The 18,497-nt window shown below is 63.4% G+C and carries 16 protein-coding genes; 10 read left to right on the top strand and 6 right to left on the bottom strand.

All coding sequences use genetic code 11. The features are described 5' to 3' along the window. Nucleotides 1-34: 34 nt before the first annotated feature. Both asd and VFB05_RS09475 read left to right on the top strand, forming a co-directional pair. Entirely contained in the window at nt 35-898 is an 864-nt protein-coding gene (gene asd, locus VFB05_RS09480) for an archaetidylserine decarboxylase (protein ID WP_325011439.1), read from the top strand. Between the two features lie 121 nt (nt 899-1,019). Beyond that, complete coding sequence (locus VFB05_RS09475; RefSeq protein WP_325011398.1) at nt 1,020-1,844, top strand: NUDIX hydrolase; 825 nt, start codon at nt 1,020-1,022, stop codon at nt 1,842-1,844. 211 nt (nt 1,845-2,055) lie between these two features. On the opposite strand, the gene VFB05_RS09470 is transcribed toward VFB05_RS09475, so the two are convergent. Beyond that, nucleotides 2,056-3,483 carry a FecR family protein gene (locus tag VFB05_RS09470; RefSeq protein WP_325011396.1) on the bottom strand — a complete coding sequence of 476 codons (1,428 nt, stop codon included), beginning with the start codon at nt 3,481-3,483 and terminating at the stop codon, nt 2,056-2,058. Nucleotides 3,484-3,735: 252 nt separating this feature from the next. Between VFB05_RS09470 and VFB05_RS09465 the strand changes: the two genes are divergently transcribed. From VFB05_RS09465 to VFB05_RS09440, 6 genes are all read left to right on the top strand, one after another. Then, entirely contained in the window at nt 3,736-4,083 is a 348-nt protein-coding gene (locus VFB05_RS09465) for a hypothetical protein (protein WP_325011394.1), read from the top strand. 343 nt (nt 4,084-4,426) lie between these two features. Next, nucleotides 4,427-5,596, top strand: coding sequence for an extensin family protein (locus VFB05_RS09460; RefSeq protein WP_325011392.1), 1,170 nt, complete (start codon nt 4,427-4,429; stop codon nt 5,594-5,596). A 157-nt stretch (nt 5,597-5,753) separates the two neighbouring features. Continuing rightward, complete coding sequence (locus tag VFB05_RS09455; RefSeq protein ID WP_325011390.1) at nt 5,754-6,761, top strand: alpha/beta hydrolase; 1,008 nt, start codon at nt 5,754-5,756, stop codon at nt 6,759-6,761. A 425-nt stretch (nt 6,762-7,186) separates the two neighbouring features. Beyond that, nucleotides 7,187-8,434, top strand: a complete 1,248-nt coding sequence (locus tag VFB05_RS09450) for an acyltransferase (protein ID WP_325011389.1) — start codon at nt 7,187-7,189, stop codon at nt 8,432-8,434. Nucleotides 8,435-8,454: 20 nt separating this feature from the next. Continuing rightward, entirely contained in the window at nt 8,455-9,588 is a 1,134-nt protein-coding gene (locus tag VFB05_RS09445) for an ABC transporter permease (protein ID WP_325011387.1), read from the top strand. Further along, nucleotides 9,585-10,316, top strand: a complete 732-nt coding sequence (locus VFB05_RS09440) for an ABC transporter ATP-binding protein (protein ID WP_325011385.1) — start codon at nt 9,585-9,587, stop codon at nt 10,314-10,316. The genes VFB05_RS09445 and VFB05_RS09440 overlap by 4 nt, the downstream gene beginning before the upstream one ends. A 138-nt stretch (nt 10,317-10,454) precedes the next feature. Here the strand turns inward: VFB05_RS09440 and VFB05_RS09435 are convergent, their stop codons facing one another. Continuing rightward, on the bottom strand, nt 10,455-11,507 hold the full coding sequence (locus VFB05_RS09435) for a DUF2336 domain-containing protein (protein WP_325011384.1): 1,053 nt from the start codon (nt 11,505-11,507) through the stop codon (nt 10,455-10,457). Nucleotides 11,508-11,699: 192 nt separating this feature from the next. Here VFB05_RS09435 and VFB05_RS09430 point away from each other — a divergent pair, with 192 nt between their 5' ends. Further along, nucleotides 11,700-12,785, top strand: coding sequence for a helix-turn-helix domain-containing protein (locus VFB05_RS09430; RefSeq protein ID WP_325011382.1), 1,086 nt, complete (start codon nt 11,700-11,702; stop codon nt 12,783-12,785). 126 nt (nt 12,786-12,911) lie between these two features. Beyond that, on the top strand, nt 12,912-13,736 hold the full coding sequence (locus tag VFB05_RS09425) for a sterol desaturase family protein (RefSeq protein ID WP_325011380.1): 825 nt from the start codon (nt 12,912-12,914) through the stop codon (nt 13,734-13,736). 26 nt (nt 13,737-13,762) lie between these two features. Here VFB05_RS09425 and VFB05_RS09420 read toward each other — a convergent pair whose 3' ends face one another. The 4 genes from VFB05_RS09420 to VFB05_RS09405 form a co-directional block, all read right to left on the bottom strand. Continuing rightward, nucleotides 13,763-14,563 carry a xanthine dehydrogenase family protein subunit M gene (locus VFB05_RS09420; RefSeq protein ID WP_325011378.1) on the bottom strand — a complete coding sequence of 267 codons (801 nt, stop codon included), beginning with the start codon at nt 14,561-14,563 and terminating at the stop codon, nt 13,763-13,765. 14 nt (nt 14,564-14,577) lie between these two features. Continuing rightward, nucleotides 14,578-16,926 (bottom strand): xanthine dehydrogenase family protein molybdopterin-binding subunit, encoded by a 2,349-nt coding sequence (locus VFB05_RS09415; protein WP_325011376.1) that lies wholly within the window; start codon nt 16,924-16,926, stop codon nt 14,578-14,580. Nucleotides 16,927-17,019: 93 nt separating this feature from the next. Next, on the bottom strand, nt 17,020-17,505 hold the full coding sequence (locus VFB05_RS09410) for a (2Fe-2S)-binding protein (protein ID WP_325011374.1): 486 nt from the start codon (nt 17,503-17,505) through the stop codon (nt 17,020-17,022). Nucleotides 17,506-17,703: 198 nt separating this feature from the next. Next, entirely contained in the window at nt 17,704-18,489 is a 786-nt protein-coding gene (locus VFB05_RS09405) for an alpha/beta fold hydrolase (protein ID WP_325011372.1), read from the bottom strand. Nucleotides 18,490-18,497 lie beyond the last annotated feature (8 nt).

Genomic DNA, 18,497 nt, shown 5'->3' with positions numbered 1-18,497 from the left:
GCCTGAAGCGCTAGCCGGTCCATCTAACAGATTCATGACAATCAAGGGCCTGATCACAGCCCTGACGGAACAGGAGAACATTAACTTTCTCCTGACCAACCGGATTCCGCGCGCCGCGCTGACCCGATTCATGGGCTGGTTCTCAAAGATCGAGAATCCCTACGTCTGCGCCGCCTCGATCGCGCTGTGGCGGCTGTTTTCCGACCTCGACCTCTCCGAGGCCAAAAAGACCGAGTTCAAGAGCCTGCACGATTGCTTCACCCGCGAGCTGAAAGAGGGCCTGCGCCCGTTCGATCCCGACCCCGCTATCGTGACAAGCCCGAGCGATGCCATCATCGGCGCCCATGGCGCCATCGAAGATACCGAGCTGTTCCAGATCAAGGGTGCGAATTACTCGCTGCTTGATCTGTTGGGGCTGCCGGACCTGGTCGAGACCCATCGCAACGGCCGCTTTGTCACGTTGCGGCTGACCTCGAGCATGTATCACCGCTTCCACGCGCCGGCGGATTTTGCGATCGAGCGCGTCACGTTCATCTCGGGTGATGTCTGGAACGTCAATCCGATCGCGTTGAAGCGTGTCGAAAAACTGTTCTGCAAGAACGAGCGCGCCGTGATCGAGACGCATCTCGCATCCGGCGAGGCGCTGACGCTGGTTCCCGTCGCCGCTGTTCTGGTTGCGAGCCTGCGTTTGCACTGCATCGACCGCACGCTGAATGCGCAGACGCGGGGACCAACGGTGTTTCCGTGTGAGGCGCACGTGAAAAAGGGCGACGAGCTCGGCTGGTTCGAGCACGGCTCGACCATCATCATCCTCACGCCGGATCGTTTTGAATTTTGTTCCAATGTGCGCGAGGGCGCGCGGATCAAAGCCGGGCAGCCGCTGCTGCGAAAGCCGTGAGTGAGCCAACGGAATTCGCGCGCGAGAAGCGAAAATAAAAATCCGCGCTCGATTTTGCGGAACTTCTGACGTATCTAAAACATGAGTCGAACGGACTCGAAATTTCGAGCAAGGCAAAGAAATGGCGCGATCGCCTGTCCTGGCGGCGGGAGGCATTGTGCTGCGGCAGGCGAGGCCGCCGCAGATCGCAGTCGTGCGCCTGCGCAAGGGCAACGAATGGGTTCTGCCGAAGGGCAAGCTCGACGACGGCGAAACGGCGCGCGATGCGGCGATGCGCGAAGTGCTGGAAGAGACCGGCCACGACGTGTCGGTGCACGAGTTTTTGGGAACGCTGGCCTATGAGGCCGGCGGACGTCCCAAGATCGTCCATTACTGGCGCATGGAGACGAACGGCAAGCCGACCCGCGATTTGATGCATGATGTAACGGCGGTCGATTGGCTGCCGCTCAATGCCGCGGTCGAGCGTTTGTCGCGTGACCACGAGCGTGCATTTCTTGCCAATGTCGGACCGCTCGCGCTGGAGGCGGCGAGACGTGCCAGGGAAAGAAAGCAGGTCGTGGCAGAAAAGCCGCCGCGGCGACGCCGTTCTGTTGCGCCCAAGCCCGCGCCTGTTGCGCCGGTGCCTGTCCCATCTGCGCCGATGGCGCCGCTCGCCAATGACGCCGCCACGATCGAACGCCGTGCTGTTCAGCCTGCCGCGATCGAACATCATGTCATTGAGGAAAGCCCGCCGCTGCTCGGCGGCGAAGCGATCGATGCCGGCGTGGCGGAGGACGCGCCGGAGATGGATCAGTCGGAGGCGGCCTGTTCCGATGCGATCGTTTCCGAGGGGGTCGGCCCTGACGCGCTGCCGGCGCTGGAGGACCAGGCGGTCAACGAAGCACGGCAAGGCCGGCGCTCCGGCGTGATGCAGCGTGTGCGGAGCTGGTTGCGGCGAGCGGGGTAAAGGCTTTCTCATCCGTCCGGCCTCATGGTTCTCCTGGCGATGGGGAGCATCGTCCAGAGACGGCGCGGAGCCTGTCATCGGGCGCGCGTTCGCGCGACCCGTTGCCGCCTCCTCACCATGAGTGTTTCAGTTCTGCCGCTCGCTCCGACCTCGTCCTGAGGAGCATCGCGATTAGCGATGCGTCTCGAAGGACGGGCGTCAGGAAACGTACCTACCGCCTGCGCTCCTTCGGGGGCTTTTTCGGCGGCGGTGCTCGTCGCGGCGGTGCGGCGGGCCGGTTCGGTGCTGCGCCCTGATGGAGCGCGGGTGCGTTTGGCCGTTGCATTGCCGGCGGCTGTTGCGGTCGCCCTTGCTGGGTCTCGTGGTTCGGCTCGCCCGGCCGCTTTTGCTCGGTTGCGTGGTTCGGCTCGCCCGGTCGCTTTTGCTCGGTAGTGCGATTCGGTTGACCCGGCTGACCCTGTTGACCGGCGCGGTTTGGCTCGCCGGGCCGGCGTTGCTCGGTCGCGCGGTTTGGTTCGCCCGGCCGGCCTTGCTGGCCGGCGCGATTGTTAGGCGAGCCCGGCTGCTGCGGACCGCGTTGCTGCAGGTTGTTCTGCCGCTGCTGCGGGTTGTTCTGCCGTTGTTGCGGATTGTTCTGCCGCTGCCCGGGTTGCCCTTGCGGATTGGGCCGGTTCGCCGGATTCGCCCGCCGCAGCGCGCGCTGTTCGTTGACCACCTGGCGGCCGACAGTCTGCGCCGCATGCACCTGGCGCACGACGCCTTGGTCGCGCGCCACCTGTTGCGGCGAGATCGCAAGCGGCGCGGCCGTGACGCGGCCACCGGCGCCGGCGCGTACGGTGAAGCCGCTCGCGCCCTGGTTAAGCGTGCCGAGCCGCGCGCCGCTGGAGCGGTCGCTGACGTCGATGGTGCCGACATGGCCGTCCGGATCGGGATAGAGCTTGATGTTGTGCGCGCCCGCGCCCGAACCGTTCACCTCGACAAGGCCGGTGGTGCCGCGAATGCCGAGCGTCGCCGTCGGCGTCGTGATCTTCATATTGCCGGTCTTGGCGACGGCGGCAGCGACAAAGGCGACGGTGCCCTTGGTGACGTCGAACAGGGCCGAGTTCTGCTGGCCGCCGTCCTGGTAGACGAAGTCGTCGATCTTGATCGATGCGCTGGCGGTGAGGTTGAAGGTGGTGGCGTCGTTGAAGGTCACGCCGACCGCGGAATCTGCAAAAGTGGTCACGACGTCATTGAGATAGATGTCGTCCTTCAGTTTCAGCGGCAGCGTGTTCTGGTTGCGGATGACGCTCGCGGTGCCCGTCAGCGTCGCGACGTTGCCGATCGGCTCATCCGATGCGGCGGGCTGTGCAGAAGGCGGCTGGGCGGACGCGCCCGGCTGAGCGGAAGAAGGCTGGGCGGAAGGTGCCGACGGTGCAGGTGAGGGCGCAGGCGTTGGCTGCGCCTGCGCGAGCCGGATCGCGTGCAACGCCGGCTGCATCGCCGCATCGGCTTCTTCGTCAAGCGCCGCGTAAGCGCGCGCGGCGTCCGTCATCGTCAGGCAGAAAAGCAGCGTGAGTGCGATCGAAAGCGGCCATTGAAGGCGATATGGCCCGGCCTTCGGTCTGCCGGGACGTGGGCCGGTTAAGGACGGGATCATCGCTGCCTTGGTGAGTTGGGACGCGGCGGGAGAAGGTTCAATTGATAGTTTTGCCGATCGGACCGGTAACGGCAAGCGCGCCTGCGGCGACGGCGCATGCGATTGAGCGGTTTAACGGCTGAACGCGGGATGAATAGTCAAAGCGTTTTCAAGCCTTGCCCACGAACCACATTGCGAATTTGTCATCCAATCCGTCTGAGCCAGGCCAGTCCTCCATCGCGACCACCAGGCATTGAAAGATGGAGATTTCATATGAAACGTATTGTCCTTGTTACAATGATATTGCTCGGCAGCGTGCTCGGAGCACAGGCCGATCAGGACATCTGGTCCAGCACTGACGGACATGCACGCGGTGATGCTGTGCTGAACGTCGACATTTCTGCCTGCTCGACGTTGCTCGGCGCTCCGCAGAACGGTGTGCCGACCTCGCGCGCGTTCAAGAGGTGCATGCTCGGTCATGGCTGGCGCTTCCGTTACACGATTCGCTCTGCCCACAGGCGTCCGACGGATCTTTATCCCGATCCGGATGATCCCGGCATGATGTGCAGGAGCTACACGGCCGGCGGCATCTCGCAAACAGACTGTTCGAACGCCTGGTAATCCGGCGCAAAAAAAACCGGCGGCTCTCGATGGAGCCGCCGGCTTTATTTCGGATGATCTTATGGTCCTAGAACACGCCAAGCACGATTGCGCCGACGAGCGCGATAGCCGCATACGCGGTAAAAACGCTCAATCTGCTGACGAAAGGACTAGCGGTCATCGAGAAACCCTCCTGAGGTCAGAAAGCTGACCCCCCACAACGCCAAGGCTAGCGATCCGTTCCATGACAAAAAAGTAAGCTTCACTGTCCGTGCACTGCACCTCCGCAGCGCAACACGTGGTTAAAGAGTCGTGAAATCAAGGCGTTGATAAGTCCTTAAATAAATTCGTTGAAGTTCTCCGCATGACGCGCGGAGTTAGTTGGTATCTCGTCGGCTCCTTCGTCCTTGTATCGTTGGCAGGCTGCGGCCGCGGATTTTTTTCCGAGGAGCGCGAGCCGTGGCGGGCCGAGGCCGAGGTCGCTTGCCTGAAGTCCGGCGTCGTCAAGGAAGGCCCTGATATCGTTCGGATCAATCCGATTTCGGGACCCGGCGCGTGCGGCGCGGATTTTCCGCTAAAAGTTTCAGCGCTCGGCGAAGGCTCGGGCACTTTCGGTTTCGCGGATGAAGATCTTCGCCCGCCTGCTGCTATTGGCAACCAGCCGCGCTGGCCGGGCAGCCAGCCGCCGCCACCACCGTCTTATTATCAACAGCAGCAGCCATATCCCGCGCGAAGCTATGGCGGATCGAATTACGGCGCGCCCGATTATGGCGCTCCTGGTAGCGGTCCGGTTTCGTTGCGCGCGCCCGGCGTGGCGCCGGATCAGGACGACATCCGTCTGCCGAGCGAAGGCTCGCCGCGCGGTGTCGCGGCGCCGATGTCTGCTCCCGTCTATCCGCCCTATGAGCCGCCGCGGCTGGGACCGGGACCGATGCAGTCATTTGCCTCCGCCCCCGTCGTGGTGAAGCCTGCGGCGACGCTGGCATGCCCACTGGTCTCGGTGCTCGATCGCTGGCTTGCCGATACCGTGCAGCCGGCGGCGCAGCGCTGGTTTCGTAGCCGCGTGGTCGAGATCAAGCAGATCTCGGCCTATTCCTGCCGCGGCATGAACGGCAATCCGAGCGCGCATATTTCCGAGCACGCCTTCGGCAACGCGCTCGATATCGCCGCCTTCACGCTCGCGGACGGACGCCGCGTCACGGTCAAGGACGGCTGGCACGGTTTGCCGGAAGAGCAGGGCTTTCTGCGTGATGTTGAGGCTGGCGCGTGCCAGCAATTCACCACCGTGCTGGCGCCTGGCTCCAACGCCTATCATTACGACCACATCCATGTGGATCTGATGCGCCGGGCTTCGCGGCGTCTGATCTGCGAGCCGGCGGCCACCTCCGGCGAGGAAGTCGCCGCACGCGCCACGCAGCGTAACCCTTACGCGTCCTCGCGCGATCCTTATGCGACGGGATCGCTCGGCGGCCACAAGACCGCCTCCCGCAAGCGCGAGAAGGTCAACGAGGAAGACGAGTTCGAGGACGAGTAGGGCTTCTCTTCCGTCATCGCGAGCGTCAGCGAAGCGATCCAGCCTCGCCACACGAAAGATTCTGGATTGCTTCGTCGCGTTGCTCCTCGCAATGACGACATGATTTTAGGCCTATAACCCTCCCTTGTTCGGCCGATCCGGCCAAGGGGAGATACCAATGTCAGACCCGATCGATCGCCGCCGTTTTCTGGAAGCTGCCGCAATTTCGGTTGCCGCAAGCGAATTCGCCCTGAGTACGTCCGCTTGGGCGCAAACAGGCGGCAACACCTCCTTCGCTGCGCTCAAGCAAATCAACGCAGGCCTTCTCAATGTCGGCTATGCCGAAGCGGGTCCCGCCGACGGCAAGCCGGTCATCCTGCTGCATGGCTGGCCCTACGACATCTATGCGTTTGCCGACGTGGCGCCGATGCTGGCCTCATCAGGCCATCGCGTCATCATTCCCTATTTGCGCGGCTATGGCACGACGAGGTTCCTGTCAGATACGACCATGCGCAACGGTCAGCCATCGGCTCTCGCTGAGGACATCACCGCGCTGATGGACGCGCTCAAGATCGACAAGGCCGTGCTTGCCGGCTTCGATTGGGGCGCGCGCACGGCGGACATCATCGCCGCCCTTTGGCCGGAGCGCTGCACCGCGCTGGTTTCCGTGAGCGGCTATCTGATCGGCAGTCAGGCTGCCGGCAGGATGCCGCTGCCGCCCGCGGCCGAGCTGCAGTGGTGGTATCAATTCTATTTCGCGACCGAGCGGGGCCGCGAGGGCTACGACAAATATCGCAGCGAATTCTCCAAGCTGATCTGGAAGCTGGCGTCGCCGAAATGGAATTTCGATGACGCGACCTTCGAGCGCAGCGCAAAGGCGTTCGATAATCCGGACCACGTCGCGATCGTGATTCACAATTACCGCTGGCGGCTCGGTCTCGCAGAAGGCGAGGCCAAATACGACGAACTCGAGCAAAAGCTCGCCAAGGCGCCCGTCATCAGCGTGCCGACCATCACGATGGAAGGCGACGCCAATGGTGCGCCGCATCCCGAGCCATCGGCCTACCGAAAGATGTTTTCAGGGACCTATTCGCATCGGTTGATCGCCGGCGGCATCGGACACAACCTGCCGCAGGAAGCGCCGCAAGCGTTTGCGGAAGCCGTGATCGATGTGACGAAGGGCTGATGACCGGTTCGTTCACCCGTTCCCCGGATGCTACGCAGCACGCCGCGAAGGCGGCGTGATGCGTTGCTGATCCGGGGTCCATAACCGCTCGGCGTAACGTGGCCGTGTTGGGTCCCGGCTCAGCGGAGCAGCGTTACACGCTGCACGCGCGTCCCCGACACGAGAACTTCACGACACGCCCCAAGCCGGTCATGGCCCGGCCTTGAGGTCGTCCATGTCTGGTCGCGGGAAAGTCGCATGCGCGTGTACCCAATCCGAAACTGCATTCGTGGCTACTTCGCCTCGCATGACGCTTGGCCCGGAAGTCTACTTGGGACGCGCGCTTTGCGAAAAGTCAAAGGAACTTTAGAGACGCGGTGCTAGGAACAAAAAGTGATACCTTCCGGTTGATTTTTCAGCACTTGAAGCTTTTGCCGTGGCGCGAAATGAACTCGAACGTCAACGTACCGTTCAGCAATCTGCGCGCGGTTGTGATCCTGATTGTGGTCGCCTTTCATTCGGCGCTGCCTTATCTCGCGTCGCAACCGGCACAACCCTTTGCTTTTGATGCCGAACCCTATCGCTGGATCGCATTTCCGATCATCGATCGCGAGCGCTGGTTCGGCTTCGATTTGTTTTGCGCATGGCAGGACATCAGCCTGATGCCGCTGATGTTTTTTCTTGCCGGCCTGTTCGCGCCGGCAAGCCTCGGCCGCAAGGGCGCGTTCGCCTATCTCACGGATCGCTGGTGGCGCATCGGCCTTCCCTTTGCGTTCGCGGTCGCGTTTCTGAGCCCGCTCGCCTACTACGCCTCGTATCGCCTGACCGCGGCCGATCCGTCGCTGTCGGCGTTCTGGCAGCATTGGCGCGCACTGCCGATGTGGCCGTCGGGCCCGCAATGGTTTCTCTGGCAGGTGTTTGTGCTGAGCGCGCTGGCCTCCGCGGTCTACGGCTTCACGCCTGGACTGGGGCAGGCGTTGAGCCGTCTGGTCGGGCGGCTGACTGAGCGGCCGCTTGCTTTCGTAGCTGGCCTGATCGGGTTGTCGGCGCTTGCCTACATTCCGCTGGCCATGATGTTTTCGCCGTGGGCGTGGGCCACTGTCGGACCGCTCTCCCTTCAATACAGCCGGCCGTTGCTTTATCTCGTCTACTTCTTCACCGCCTTTGCGATCGGCAGTCATGGCATCGATCGCAGCCTATTGCGCGCCGATGGGCCGATCGCACGGTATTGGCTCGCCTGGCTCGCCGCCGCGGTGATCTCCATGTGCGTGTGGGGAGGGTTGACGTCGCGGACCCTGCCGGACTGGGATGCGAGCCCGCTCATCGACCGGTGGGCGTCGGCCTCGGCCTTTCCGTTTGCCTGCACGGCCGGCGTAATGGCTTATCTCGCAATCGCGTTGCGGCTGTTGCGCGCGCGTGATCGCGTGCTCGATTCCCTTTCGAAAAATGCCTACGGCATCTATCTCGTGCATTATGTCTTCGTGCTTTGGCTGGGTTATGCGCTGGTCGGCAAGACGCTGAATGCGCCTGCGAAGATGCTCATCGTCTTTTCTGTGGCGCTTGTGCTGAGCTGGCTGACAAGCACAGCCGCCGGCGCTATTGTCAGGACCGTGGCCAAGACACCATCGCGCAAGACACCGTCGCGGCGGCCTTCTGCGATCTCGCATGAAGGTGCAGTAGCCGACCGAACATGATGAGGGATGAGGTCCGCTAGATGTCTCTGGTCATGACGCTTGCCGCGCGCAATCTTTTCCACGACCGGCTGCGTTTCATCGCAACCCTGATCGGCATCGTGTTCTCGGTCGTGCTGGTGATGGTTCAGATGGGCCTGTTTCTCGGCTTCGGTCAGATGGTCTCGACCATGATCGATCACGCCAGCGCCGACCTCTGGGTGCTTCCGAAGGGCGCGAAATGCTTCGAGGATCCGTCGCTGCTCGACGTCAAGCTGCGCGAAAAGGTCGCCGCCGTCGACGGTGTGGCCTCTGTGGTGCCGCTGGTGATCGGCTTTTCGGACTGGCGGACCGAGTCCGGCGAGGTGACGCCGGTCTTTATCGTCGGCAGCGATGTGAAGGCTGACGGCTTGCAGCCCTGGAACGTGGTCGAAGGGGACATTCGCACGCTCTCGCAATGGGGGACCGTCGCGGTCGACCGGTCCTATTTCGACCGGCTCGGAATCAAGAAACTCGGCGACACCGCCGAGATCCGCGGTCACAAGGTCAAGGTGGTCGCGCTGACCGACGGCATCCGCTCGTTCACCACCACGCCTTACGTCTTTGTCGATCAGAAGGACGCGCGCTTCTATACCGGGACGCTTCCGAGCAAGGCGAGCGACCTGATCATTCGCGTCAAGCCGGACGCGGACCGCGGCAAGACGATCGCGGCGATTCGCGACCGCATCGGTGATGCCGAGGTGCTCACCACGGACGAATTCCGCAAGCGCAGCCGCTCGTTCTGGCTGTTCGGCACCGGCGCAGGCGCGGCGCTGTTTGCCGGCGCCATTCTCGGCGTGATCGTCGGCACCGTGATCGTGGCGCAGACGCTTTACTCCTCGACCAAGGATCACATCAGCGAATTTGCGACTCTTCGCGCGATGGGCTCCTCGAACAATTATATCTACAACGTCATCATCTATCAGGCGCTGCTCAACGCGGTGATCGGCTTTGTGATTGCAGCGGGGATCGGTTACGAGGTGGTCAGGATAACCGAAAAGAGCGCGCTCCCGATCGTGATCACGCCGTGGCTCGTCGCCGCGCTGTTCCTTCTCACCATCGTGATGTGCATCGCTTCCGGCATGGTCGCCATTGTCCGCGTCGTTCGCATCGATCCCGCCTCGGTTTTCATGCGATGAACGACATCATCATCGAAGCCAGGGAGATCAAGAAGACGCTGGGGCGCGGCGCCGGCGAGGTGCAGGCGCTGCGCGGTGTCGACGTCACCTTGCGCAAGGGCGAACTCACGCTGCTGATGGGTCCGTCCGGCAGCGGCAAGACCACGCTGCTGCTGGTCCTCGGCTGCATGCTGACGCCGAGTTCGGGCACGGTGACGGTGTGCGGCGTCTCGACCTCCGATGCCGGCAAGGAGGAACTGGCGCGAATCCGCCGCGACCACATCGGCTTCGTGTTCCAGTCCTATCATCTGTTTCCGACCATGACCGCCCGGCAGAATGTCCAGCTCGCGCTCGACATTCGCGGTCAGCACGGCAGGGACGCGGCGAGAAAATCGCGCGACGCGCTTGCCCTGGTCGGGCTTGAACCGAAGGCGAAGTCGTTGCCGGAAGCCTTGAGCGGCGGCGAGCAGCAGCGGGTCGCGATCGCGCGCGCCTTCGTGGCCAACCCCTCCGTTATCCTCGCCGATGAGCCGACGTCGGCGCTCGACGCCGACAATGGCCGCACCATCATGCGCATCCTCGCCGATGCCGCACACAAGCGCGATTGTGCCGTGCTCGTCGTCACGCACGATCCCCGCATCGTCGCGTTCGCCGATCGCATCATCAAGATCGAGGACGGTCTTTTGGTTGAAGCAAATTCCGATGAGGCTGAACCGCTGCGATTGCCGAAGGCGGCTTCCTGGCCGTGAGACGCCCCTTTTCGTCATCGCGAGCGTTAGCGAAGCGATCCAGTCGTGGAGCGAGCAAAGGTTCTGGATTGCGTCGTCGCTTCGCTCCTCGCAATGACGGCGACTTTGGCGCACGTGGTGCTCGGAACGAAATCCAGCCTAAAAGCGTACCGTGCGCTGCGCCGCTGACAGGCAAAACGACATAAAGGTGTCCTTGGCCTTTTGCATCTCGTCGGCGGGGACAGGTGGCATGCCCGGGCGGTTCTTCACGACCATGCTGGTCGTCCCCCAGCTCAGTCTGGCCGCCTTGCACGCGAGCACGAGACCTTCAATCTTGTCGCCGGCGATCAGGGCTCGGATGACGTCGATCGGCGATCCCGACAGCAGCGCGAGCGCGACGACGACCTCGACATAGTCTCGGGCGGCCGCAGCGCGGTTCACGGTGGAATCCCTCAGCTTGCCCTGGCGGGCGACCTCCTGCAGCCTGGCCTGGGCGCGCGCAAGATCAGCCGGTTCAGGTTCGGGCATCCTGGTTGCGGCATTTGAGGCAACGGTGTCCTCAATCTGATCCCGGATGACGCGCGGCTTTGCGGCCTGCGCGCGCATCTGCGCATCCTCAAGCTTGGCATGGATTTCGCGCTTGATCGAGCCGGGAATGTCGCGCCGGCGGTCGAGTTTTTGCGCAAGGCTGGGATCTTTCTGCCCGAGCTCAGCGAGGCGGGTCCAGCCGGCTTCCGACATTTGGGCGCCCCGGTTTTCGGCCAGTGCGTGATGGACGGCCGGGACCCCGCACTGAATCAGTACATCGCTTAGCGAAGGATCGATCGAATGTCGTGAGGCAATCGCGAGTTGGTGCTTGAGCCCGCGCGACCGGATCACCTCGACCAGAAGTTCATGTGCTGTGCCCCGCGACTGGAGAACCGGCGCAAATACGGACTCGTTGTCGTCGAAGACAAGCCGGCGGGAAACCTGTGGCAATGTGTACTTCAGCTCACACAGCGTTTGGCTCAGCCGGACCAGTGAGGCCGTGTCGACGCGATCCATCAACCGGACGAAGACGCCGTCGAACAGATCGATCTGGGGCGCCGACAGGTTTTCAACATTACCGAGGAACAGCTTCGCCGTCCGATCGAGAATGGTGGCCCAGCGCTCGGAAGGCCATCCCTCCGTCGCGTCCAGTTCCGCGAGCAACTGCAACGTTGCTGTTTCCACCTGATGCCTCTGGGGCTTAAAAAGTCAGGGCTTTCGCAAACCCGCGATCGAAAAGACGGAGCAAATGACCGGGGAAAGTAGCAAACAAGCCATTATGATTTGATTAACGTTTCGCTTTCCGCTGGCCGGGCGCTCGCTCCGGTTGCGGCTTTTTGCTAAGCTCGATCGCATACGCGCAGGGGAGAGCCTGACTTGTCCATTACCGAGGCCGCACTGCGTGGCGGGGCGATATCCGTTCTGGTCCTGCTGGCCGTGCTCCTCCTGCGCGATGCGCGGCGCGTTCCGGCTGCCCGCTTCGCGGCGCTCTTTGCATTTGGGGTTGCCTGCTACGCCGTCGTCTCCGCCTCGGAGCTGGCCAGTGGCTTGCCCATCTGGCTGCGGCCGCTGCGCGTGGTCGCGATGGGCAATCCCGTCGTCTTCTGTCTGTTTGCCGCGGCGCTGTTCGACGACGACTTCAAGCCGTCGTGGTGGCACGCGCTGGCGTGGCTTGCGGTCGTTGCGACCGGCGCCGCGTGTTTCTGGATCGGCACGCCGCCGGCCCGCATCGCCTTCTCGACGATCGGGCTCGCCTGCAATGCGGTCGGCGCGTGGTACGCGCTGGCCGGGCGGTCGCTCGATCTTGTCGAGGAACGCCGGCGATTGCGCGCCGTGCTGGTGGTGGTCATCGCGTTCTACGCGACGGCGATCATCACCAGCGAGATGCTTTTTCCGAGAGGCAGCGGCGGTCCGGCGCTGGCGGCTGCGATCAGCGCCGGGGTTCTGACGATCGTGATGGTGTTTGCGCTGGTTCTGCTGTCGGTCAATCGCGAAGGCTCGCTGATTCCGTTTGGTCAGTCCGAACCGCAACCGCTCGCGGCTGCCCGGCGCAAGCCGGCCGTCGCCGCAAGTTTTGCCGAGCGGTCCGAAGGAGGCGAGGATGCGCGGCTGCTCGCCGCGTTGCGCGCTTTGATGGACCACGACAAGGTCTATCGCGAGGAGGGGCTCTCGATCGGCGGCCTGGCCGCGAGGCTCGACATGACAGAGCATGCGTTGCGCCGGCTGATCAACCAGCGGCTCGGCCATCGCAACTTCAATGCTTTCCTGAATGGCTATCGCCTCGACGAGGTGGTCGCGGCGCTGGCCGATCCAGCGCAGGAGGCGGTTCCGATCCTCACTATCGCGCTTGACGCCGGCTTCCAGTCGATCGGTCCCTTCAACCGCGCCTTCAAGTCCAAAACCGGCATGACGCCTACCGAATTCAGGCGTGAACAACTTGGTGGCCGTCTGGCCGCCGAATAGGGCGCGTTTCCGCGAAATCGGCTAGCCGATTTCGAATTCGGCAAGTCTCCCCGCAGGCTTCGGCGAGCCGCATCAAGGTCCCTCCGTCCAGGATCGACGTGGTTTTCGATCCCAAACGGAGCCCCCATGCAAACCCTCATGAATGCGCTGGCCAGCTTTTGGCATATCTGGTCCTTCACGCTTGTTCTCGATGTCGGACGTTATCTTGTTGCGGCGGGCGGCCTGGCGCTGATCTTGAAACTGTTCTGGGGTCTTGGCCTCAAGCACCGCAAGATCCAGGCAAGATGGGCATCGAATGCCGACGTCCGCCGCGAAATCCTGACCTCCCTGCGCACCGGCTTGATCTTCTCGCTGAACGGCACGGCCGTCGCGTTCGGCGCCATCACAGGCATTTTCACGGTCTATCGGGATTTCGACAAAGCCGGCATCGGCTATCTCGCGATCAGCGTGATCGCGGTCATCATCGTCCACGACGCCTATTTCTACTGGACGCACCGGATGATGCACCATCCGCGCCTCTATCCCTACTTCCATCGCACGCACCACCGCTCGGTGACGCCGACGCCGTTCGCGGCTTACGCCTTCGACATTCCGGAGGCGCTGGTGATGGCCGCGTTCATGCCGCTGTGGCTGGCGTTCGTTCCGATGCACGTGCTCGGCATGTTCCTGTTCATGGCCTTCATGATCATCCGCAACGTCATGGGTCATGCCGGCGTCGAACTGATGCCGCGTTCACTCGCCGACAGCCGCTGGTTCGGGTGGATCAACTCGACCACCCACCACGACCTCCATCACGCCACCTTCCACCACAATTACGGTCTCTACTTCACCTGGTGGGACAAGATGATGGGAACGGAGCATCCGGCCTATCGCGAGAGGTTGCGCGGCACGCCTGCCCGCGACGCCGTCGCCGCGGACGACGCCGTCCGCCCGGCCATCGCGGCGAGCTGACCCAAGCGTGCGACGATGATGCGGCGCTAGCCCGCGGCCGTCACCGCGCGCTCCGCCATCACCTTGATCAGGTTGGCGCGGTAATCCGCCGAGCCGTGAATGTCGCTCATCAGGCCGCTGGCGGGAATTGTGACGCCCGCAAGCGCGCTTGCGGCCCAGTTCGCCTTCAGCGCCGCTTCGATCGCGGCAACGCGCATCACGCCGTTCTGCGCGGCGCCGGTTGCGGCGACGCGGACGTCGCCGGATTTTGTCTTCGCGACAAACACGCCGGTCAGCGCAAAGCGCGAGGCAGGGTGCGGGAATTTGGCATAGCCTGCCTTGGCGGGAACCGGGAAGGTCACGGCGGTGATGATCTCGCCATCGTCAAGGGCGGTCGCAAACAATCCCTTGAAGAAGTCGTCGGCTGCAATCGCGCGCTTGTTGGTCTTGATGGTCGCGCCGAGCGCCAGCACAGCGCTCGGATAGTCCGCGGATGGGTCGTTGTTGGCGAGTGAGCCGCCGATGGTGCCGCGATGGCGCACGGCGGGATCGCCGATCATGGAAGCGAGGTGCGCGAGCGCCGGGATCGCCTTCTGAAGTGCGGCGTTTGACGCCACGTCGTAATGGGGCGTCGCGGCCTTGATCGTCACGGTGTCGCCGCTGACGTCGACGCCGATCAGTTCCTTGATCCTCGCAAGGTCGATCACGTCCGACGGCGCAGCGAGCCGCTGCTTCATCACGGGGATCAGCGTCTGACCGCCCGCAAGATATTTGGCCTCATTGCCCTTGCCGAACAGGGCAACCGCTTCGTCGATCGAGGAGGGGCGATGATAGGTGGTGGAATACATCTGTCGTCTCCTCTCTAAGCCGCTTTGCCGTTGATGACATGCCAGACGCGGTCGGGCGTCGCCGGCATTTCGAGCTTGTTGTTGCCGATCGCATCCGTGATGGCGTTGATCACGGCAGCCGATGCGCCGATCGCGCCGGCTTCGCCGCAGCCCTTGACGCCGAGCGGATTGCCCGGGCACAGCGTCGTGGTGTGCGACAGCTTGAACGAGGGCAGGTCGTCGGCGCGCGGCATGGTGTAATCCATGAACGAGGCCGTCACGAGCTGGCCGTTCTCGTCATACACCGCGCCTTCCAGCAGCGCCTGGCCAATGCCCTGCGCGAGCCCGCCATGGACCTGGCCCTCGACGATCATCGGATTGATCAGGCGGCCGAAATCGTCGGCTGCGACGAAGTTGACGAAGGTGGTCTTGCCGGTGGGCGGATCGACCTCGAGCTCGCAGATATAGGCGCCGGCCGGGAAGGTGAAGTTGGTCGGATCATAGAACGCGGTCTCTTTCAGGCCGGGCTCCATGCCTTCAGGCAGGTTGTGCGCGGTGTAGGCGGCGAGCGCCACCATCGGCAGCGCCAGCGACTTGTCGGTGCCCGTCACCTTGAACTCGCCGTTCTCGATGACGATGTCGCCCTCGGACGCCTCCAGCAGATGCGCTGCGATCTTCTTGGCCTTGGCTTCGACCTTCTCCATCGCCTTGACGATGGCGGTGCCGCCGACCGCGAGCGAGCGTGAGCCGTAGGTGCCCATGCCGAACTGCACCTTGTCGGTGTCGCCATGCACGATCTGCACCTGGCTGATCGGAACCCCCAGGCGCTCCGAGACCAGTTGCGCGAACGTCGTCTCGTGGCTCTGGCCGTGGCTGTGCGAGCCGGTGAGAACCTCGATGGTGCCGACCGGATTGACGCGGATCTCGGCGGATTCCCACAAGCCGACGCCTGCGCCCAAACTGCCGACGGCTTTCGACGGCGCGATGCCGCAGGCCTCGATGTAGCAGGAGACGCCGATGCCGCGCAGCTTGCCTTCGGATTTCGCCTTGGCCTTGCGTGCGGCAAAGCCTTCATAGTCGATCGCCTTCTTGGCGGCGTCGAGCGAGGCGTGGAAGTCGCCGGCGTCATAGGCCATGATGACCGGCGTCTGGTGCGGAAACTGCGTGATGAAATTCTTCTTGCGAAGTTCGGTCGGATCGACCTTGAGCTGCCGCGCCGCGGTCTCCATCACGCGCTCGATCAGATAGCTCGCCTCGGGCCGTCCGGCGCCGCGATAGGCGTCGACGGGCGTGGTGTTGGTGTAGACCGTGATCACCTCGGCAAAAATGGCCGGAATGTTGTACTGGCCTGACAATAGCGTCGCATAGAGATAGGTCGGCACCGCCGACGAAAACAGCGACATGTAGGCGCCGAAGTTGGAATGGGTCTTCACCCGAAGTCCCAGGATCTTGTTGTCCTTGTCGAACGCCATCTCCGCTTTCGAGATGTGGTCGCGACCGTGCATGTCGGTGAGGAATGATTCCGAGCGGTCGGCGGTCCACTTGATCGGACGGCCGACTTTCCTGGACGCCCACAGGCAGACCATCTCTTCCGGGTAGATGTAGATCTTGGAGCCGAAGCCGCCGCCGACATCGGGCGCGATTACCCGGAGTTTATGTTCAGGCGCGACGTTGTAGAACGCCGACAGCACGAGGCGCGCGACATGCGGATTCTGCGAGGTCGTGTACAGCGTGAAATGCTCTTCGGCGTCATTGTAGTCGGCGATCGCCGAGCGCGGCTCCATCGCGTTGGGGACCAGGCGATTGTTGGCGAGCTCGAAGGTCACCACGTTGGCGGCCTTGGCGAAGGCGGCGTTGACCGCGGCCTCGTCGCCGAGCGTCCAGTCGAAGATGATGTTGCCGGGCGCCTCGGGATGCAGCTGCGGCGCGCCGGGCTTGATCGCCGCGCGGATGTCGGGAACAGCCGGCAGCTCTTCGTAATTGACGACCACGGCTTCCGCCGCGTCGCGCGCCTGGTTCTTGGTCTCCGCGATCACGACCGCGACCGCCTGTCCGACGAAGCGCACCGTCTCCGGCGCCATCGCCGGCCAAGCCCCCATTTTCATCGGCGAGCCGTCCTTGGAGGTGATGGCCCAGCCGCAAATCAGATTGCCGATCTTGTCATCGACGATCTGCTGCCCGGTCAGCACCGCGATCACGCCCGGCATCTTCATTGCCGCGGAGGAATCGATGCCCTTGACCTTGGCGTGGGCATGCGGGCTGCGGACGAACTGGGCAAATGTCATGCCCGTGAGCTTGACGTCGTCGACGTAACGTCCCTTGCCGGTAATGAAGCGTTTGTCTTCCTTGCGCACCACGCTGGCGCCAATGCCTTCAACACCCATGTCCTGTCCTCCCTACCGGAGTTTTAAGACCAGCCATTCCATCGAACGCGGCGGTCTCTTGTTGATGACGATCTGATGACGACGTGCGTCCAGCTATTCCGCCGCCTGCGCGACCTTCATGCGGCCGGCCGCATCCAGCACCGCCTTGACGATGTTGTGATAGCCGGTGCAGCGGCAGATATTGCCTTCGAGTTCGTGGCGGACTGTCTCTTCATCGAGCTTGCCGCCATGGCGATGGACGATATCGATCGACGCCATGATCATGCCCGGCGTGCAGAAGCCGCATTGCAGGCCGTGATTGTCGCGGAACGCGGCCTGCATCGGGTGCAGCTCGTCGCCCTTGGCGATGCCTTCGATGGTGGTGACGCTGCTTCCTGCGGCCTGCGCGGCCAGCATGGTGCAGGATTTGACCGCGCGGCCATCGACGTGAACGGTGCAGGCGCCGCACTGGCTGGTGTCGCAGCCGACATGGGTGCCCGTCAGGTTCAGGTTATCGCGCAGGAGATGGACCAGAAGCGTGCGGTCCTCGACATCGGCCGAGACCGCCCTGCCGTTTACCGTCAGTTTGACTGTCGACATATCTCCTCCCTGGAATTTCTGTTTTTGACTTTGGCCGATTAGATCATGCGCCATTTTTGGCGCAATTGCGATCTTGGTCGCAGTTTCTCATCAGAAGGGAGGGTAGGCCCGATGGGCGCGGGGCGCGACCCATTCGGTAAAGCTGCCCATGCGTGATCCCTGTCACAATCGTGCGAGGTTTGGCTCGTCGCGGACGGCTCAGCCCGGCGGCTTGAGCACATCGCGCAGGAAGTCACCGACCACCCGCGCCGTCGCCTCGGGCTGCTCGAGGAAGAGCATGTGCGGCGCGCCCGCAAGCTCGGCATAGCGCGCACCGGGAATCGCGGCGGCCATGTCCCTCATCACTTCCGTCGGCGAGGATTTGTCCAGTTCGCCGGCAAGACATAGCGTTGGCGCGCGCACCTTGCGAAGGCGAGCCGCCGTATCGACGGCCGCCATCGCGTGCCAGGCCTGTGCCCAGCCCTCGACGTCGTCGGAAAGCAGCCGCGCCTTGGCAGCATCGTCCTTGCCGCCGGCGCGAAACGCAGGCGTGAACCAGCGATCGAGCGTCGCCTCGAGCACGTCGGCCATGCCGCGCTGTCGCGCATCGTCGCCGCGGGCGCGGGCGATATCGCGCGCCACGGGGGGAAACGAGTCACGGCTGGCGCAGATCACCAGCGCGTTGACGTCCTGCGGATATTTCAGCGCCAGCTCCTGCGCCACCATGCCGCCGAAGGAAAAGCCGACAACCGCGGCAGGCGCGAGCTCAAGCCTGGCCAGAAGCGCATGCACATCGTCGGCGTAATCGACGAGCGAATGCGCCGGCGTCGAGGCCGGGCTCTTGCCGTGCCCGCGCTGGTCGACCGTCAGCACCGTGAATTCCTTGCGCAGGATAGCGGCCACGGGCGCGAGAAATGTCAGGTCGAGGCCGACCGGATGCAACAGGACAATGGATGGCCCCTGGCCGTCGAGTTCATGGTTCAATACACTCGTTTGCGCCGGCATCGCTGATC

The sequence above is a fragment of the Bradyrhizobium sp. genome (genome assembly GCF_035652035.1).
Lineage (GTDB): Bacteria > Pseudomonadota > Alphaproteobacteria > Rhizobiales > Xanthobacteraceae > Bradyrhizobium.
The sequence above is the reverse complement of the archived record's forward strand: the minus strand, read 5'-3'. Positions and strand labels throughout refer to the sequence as shown.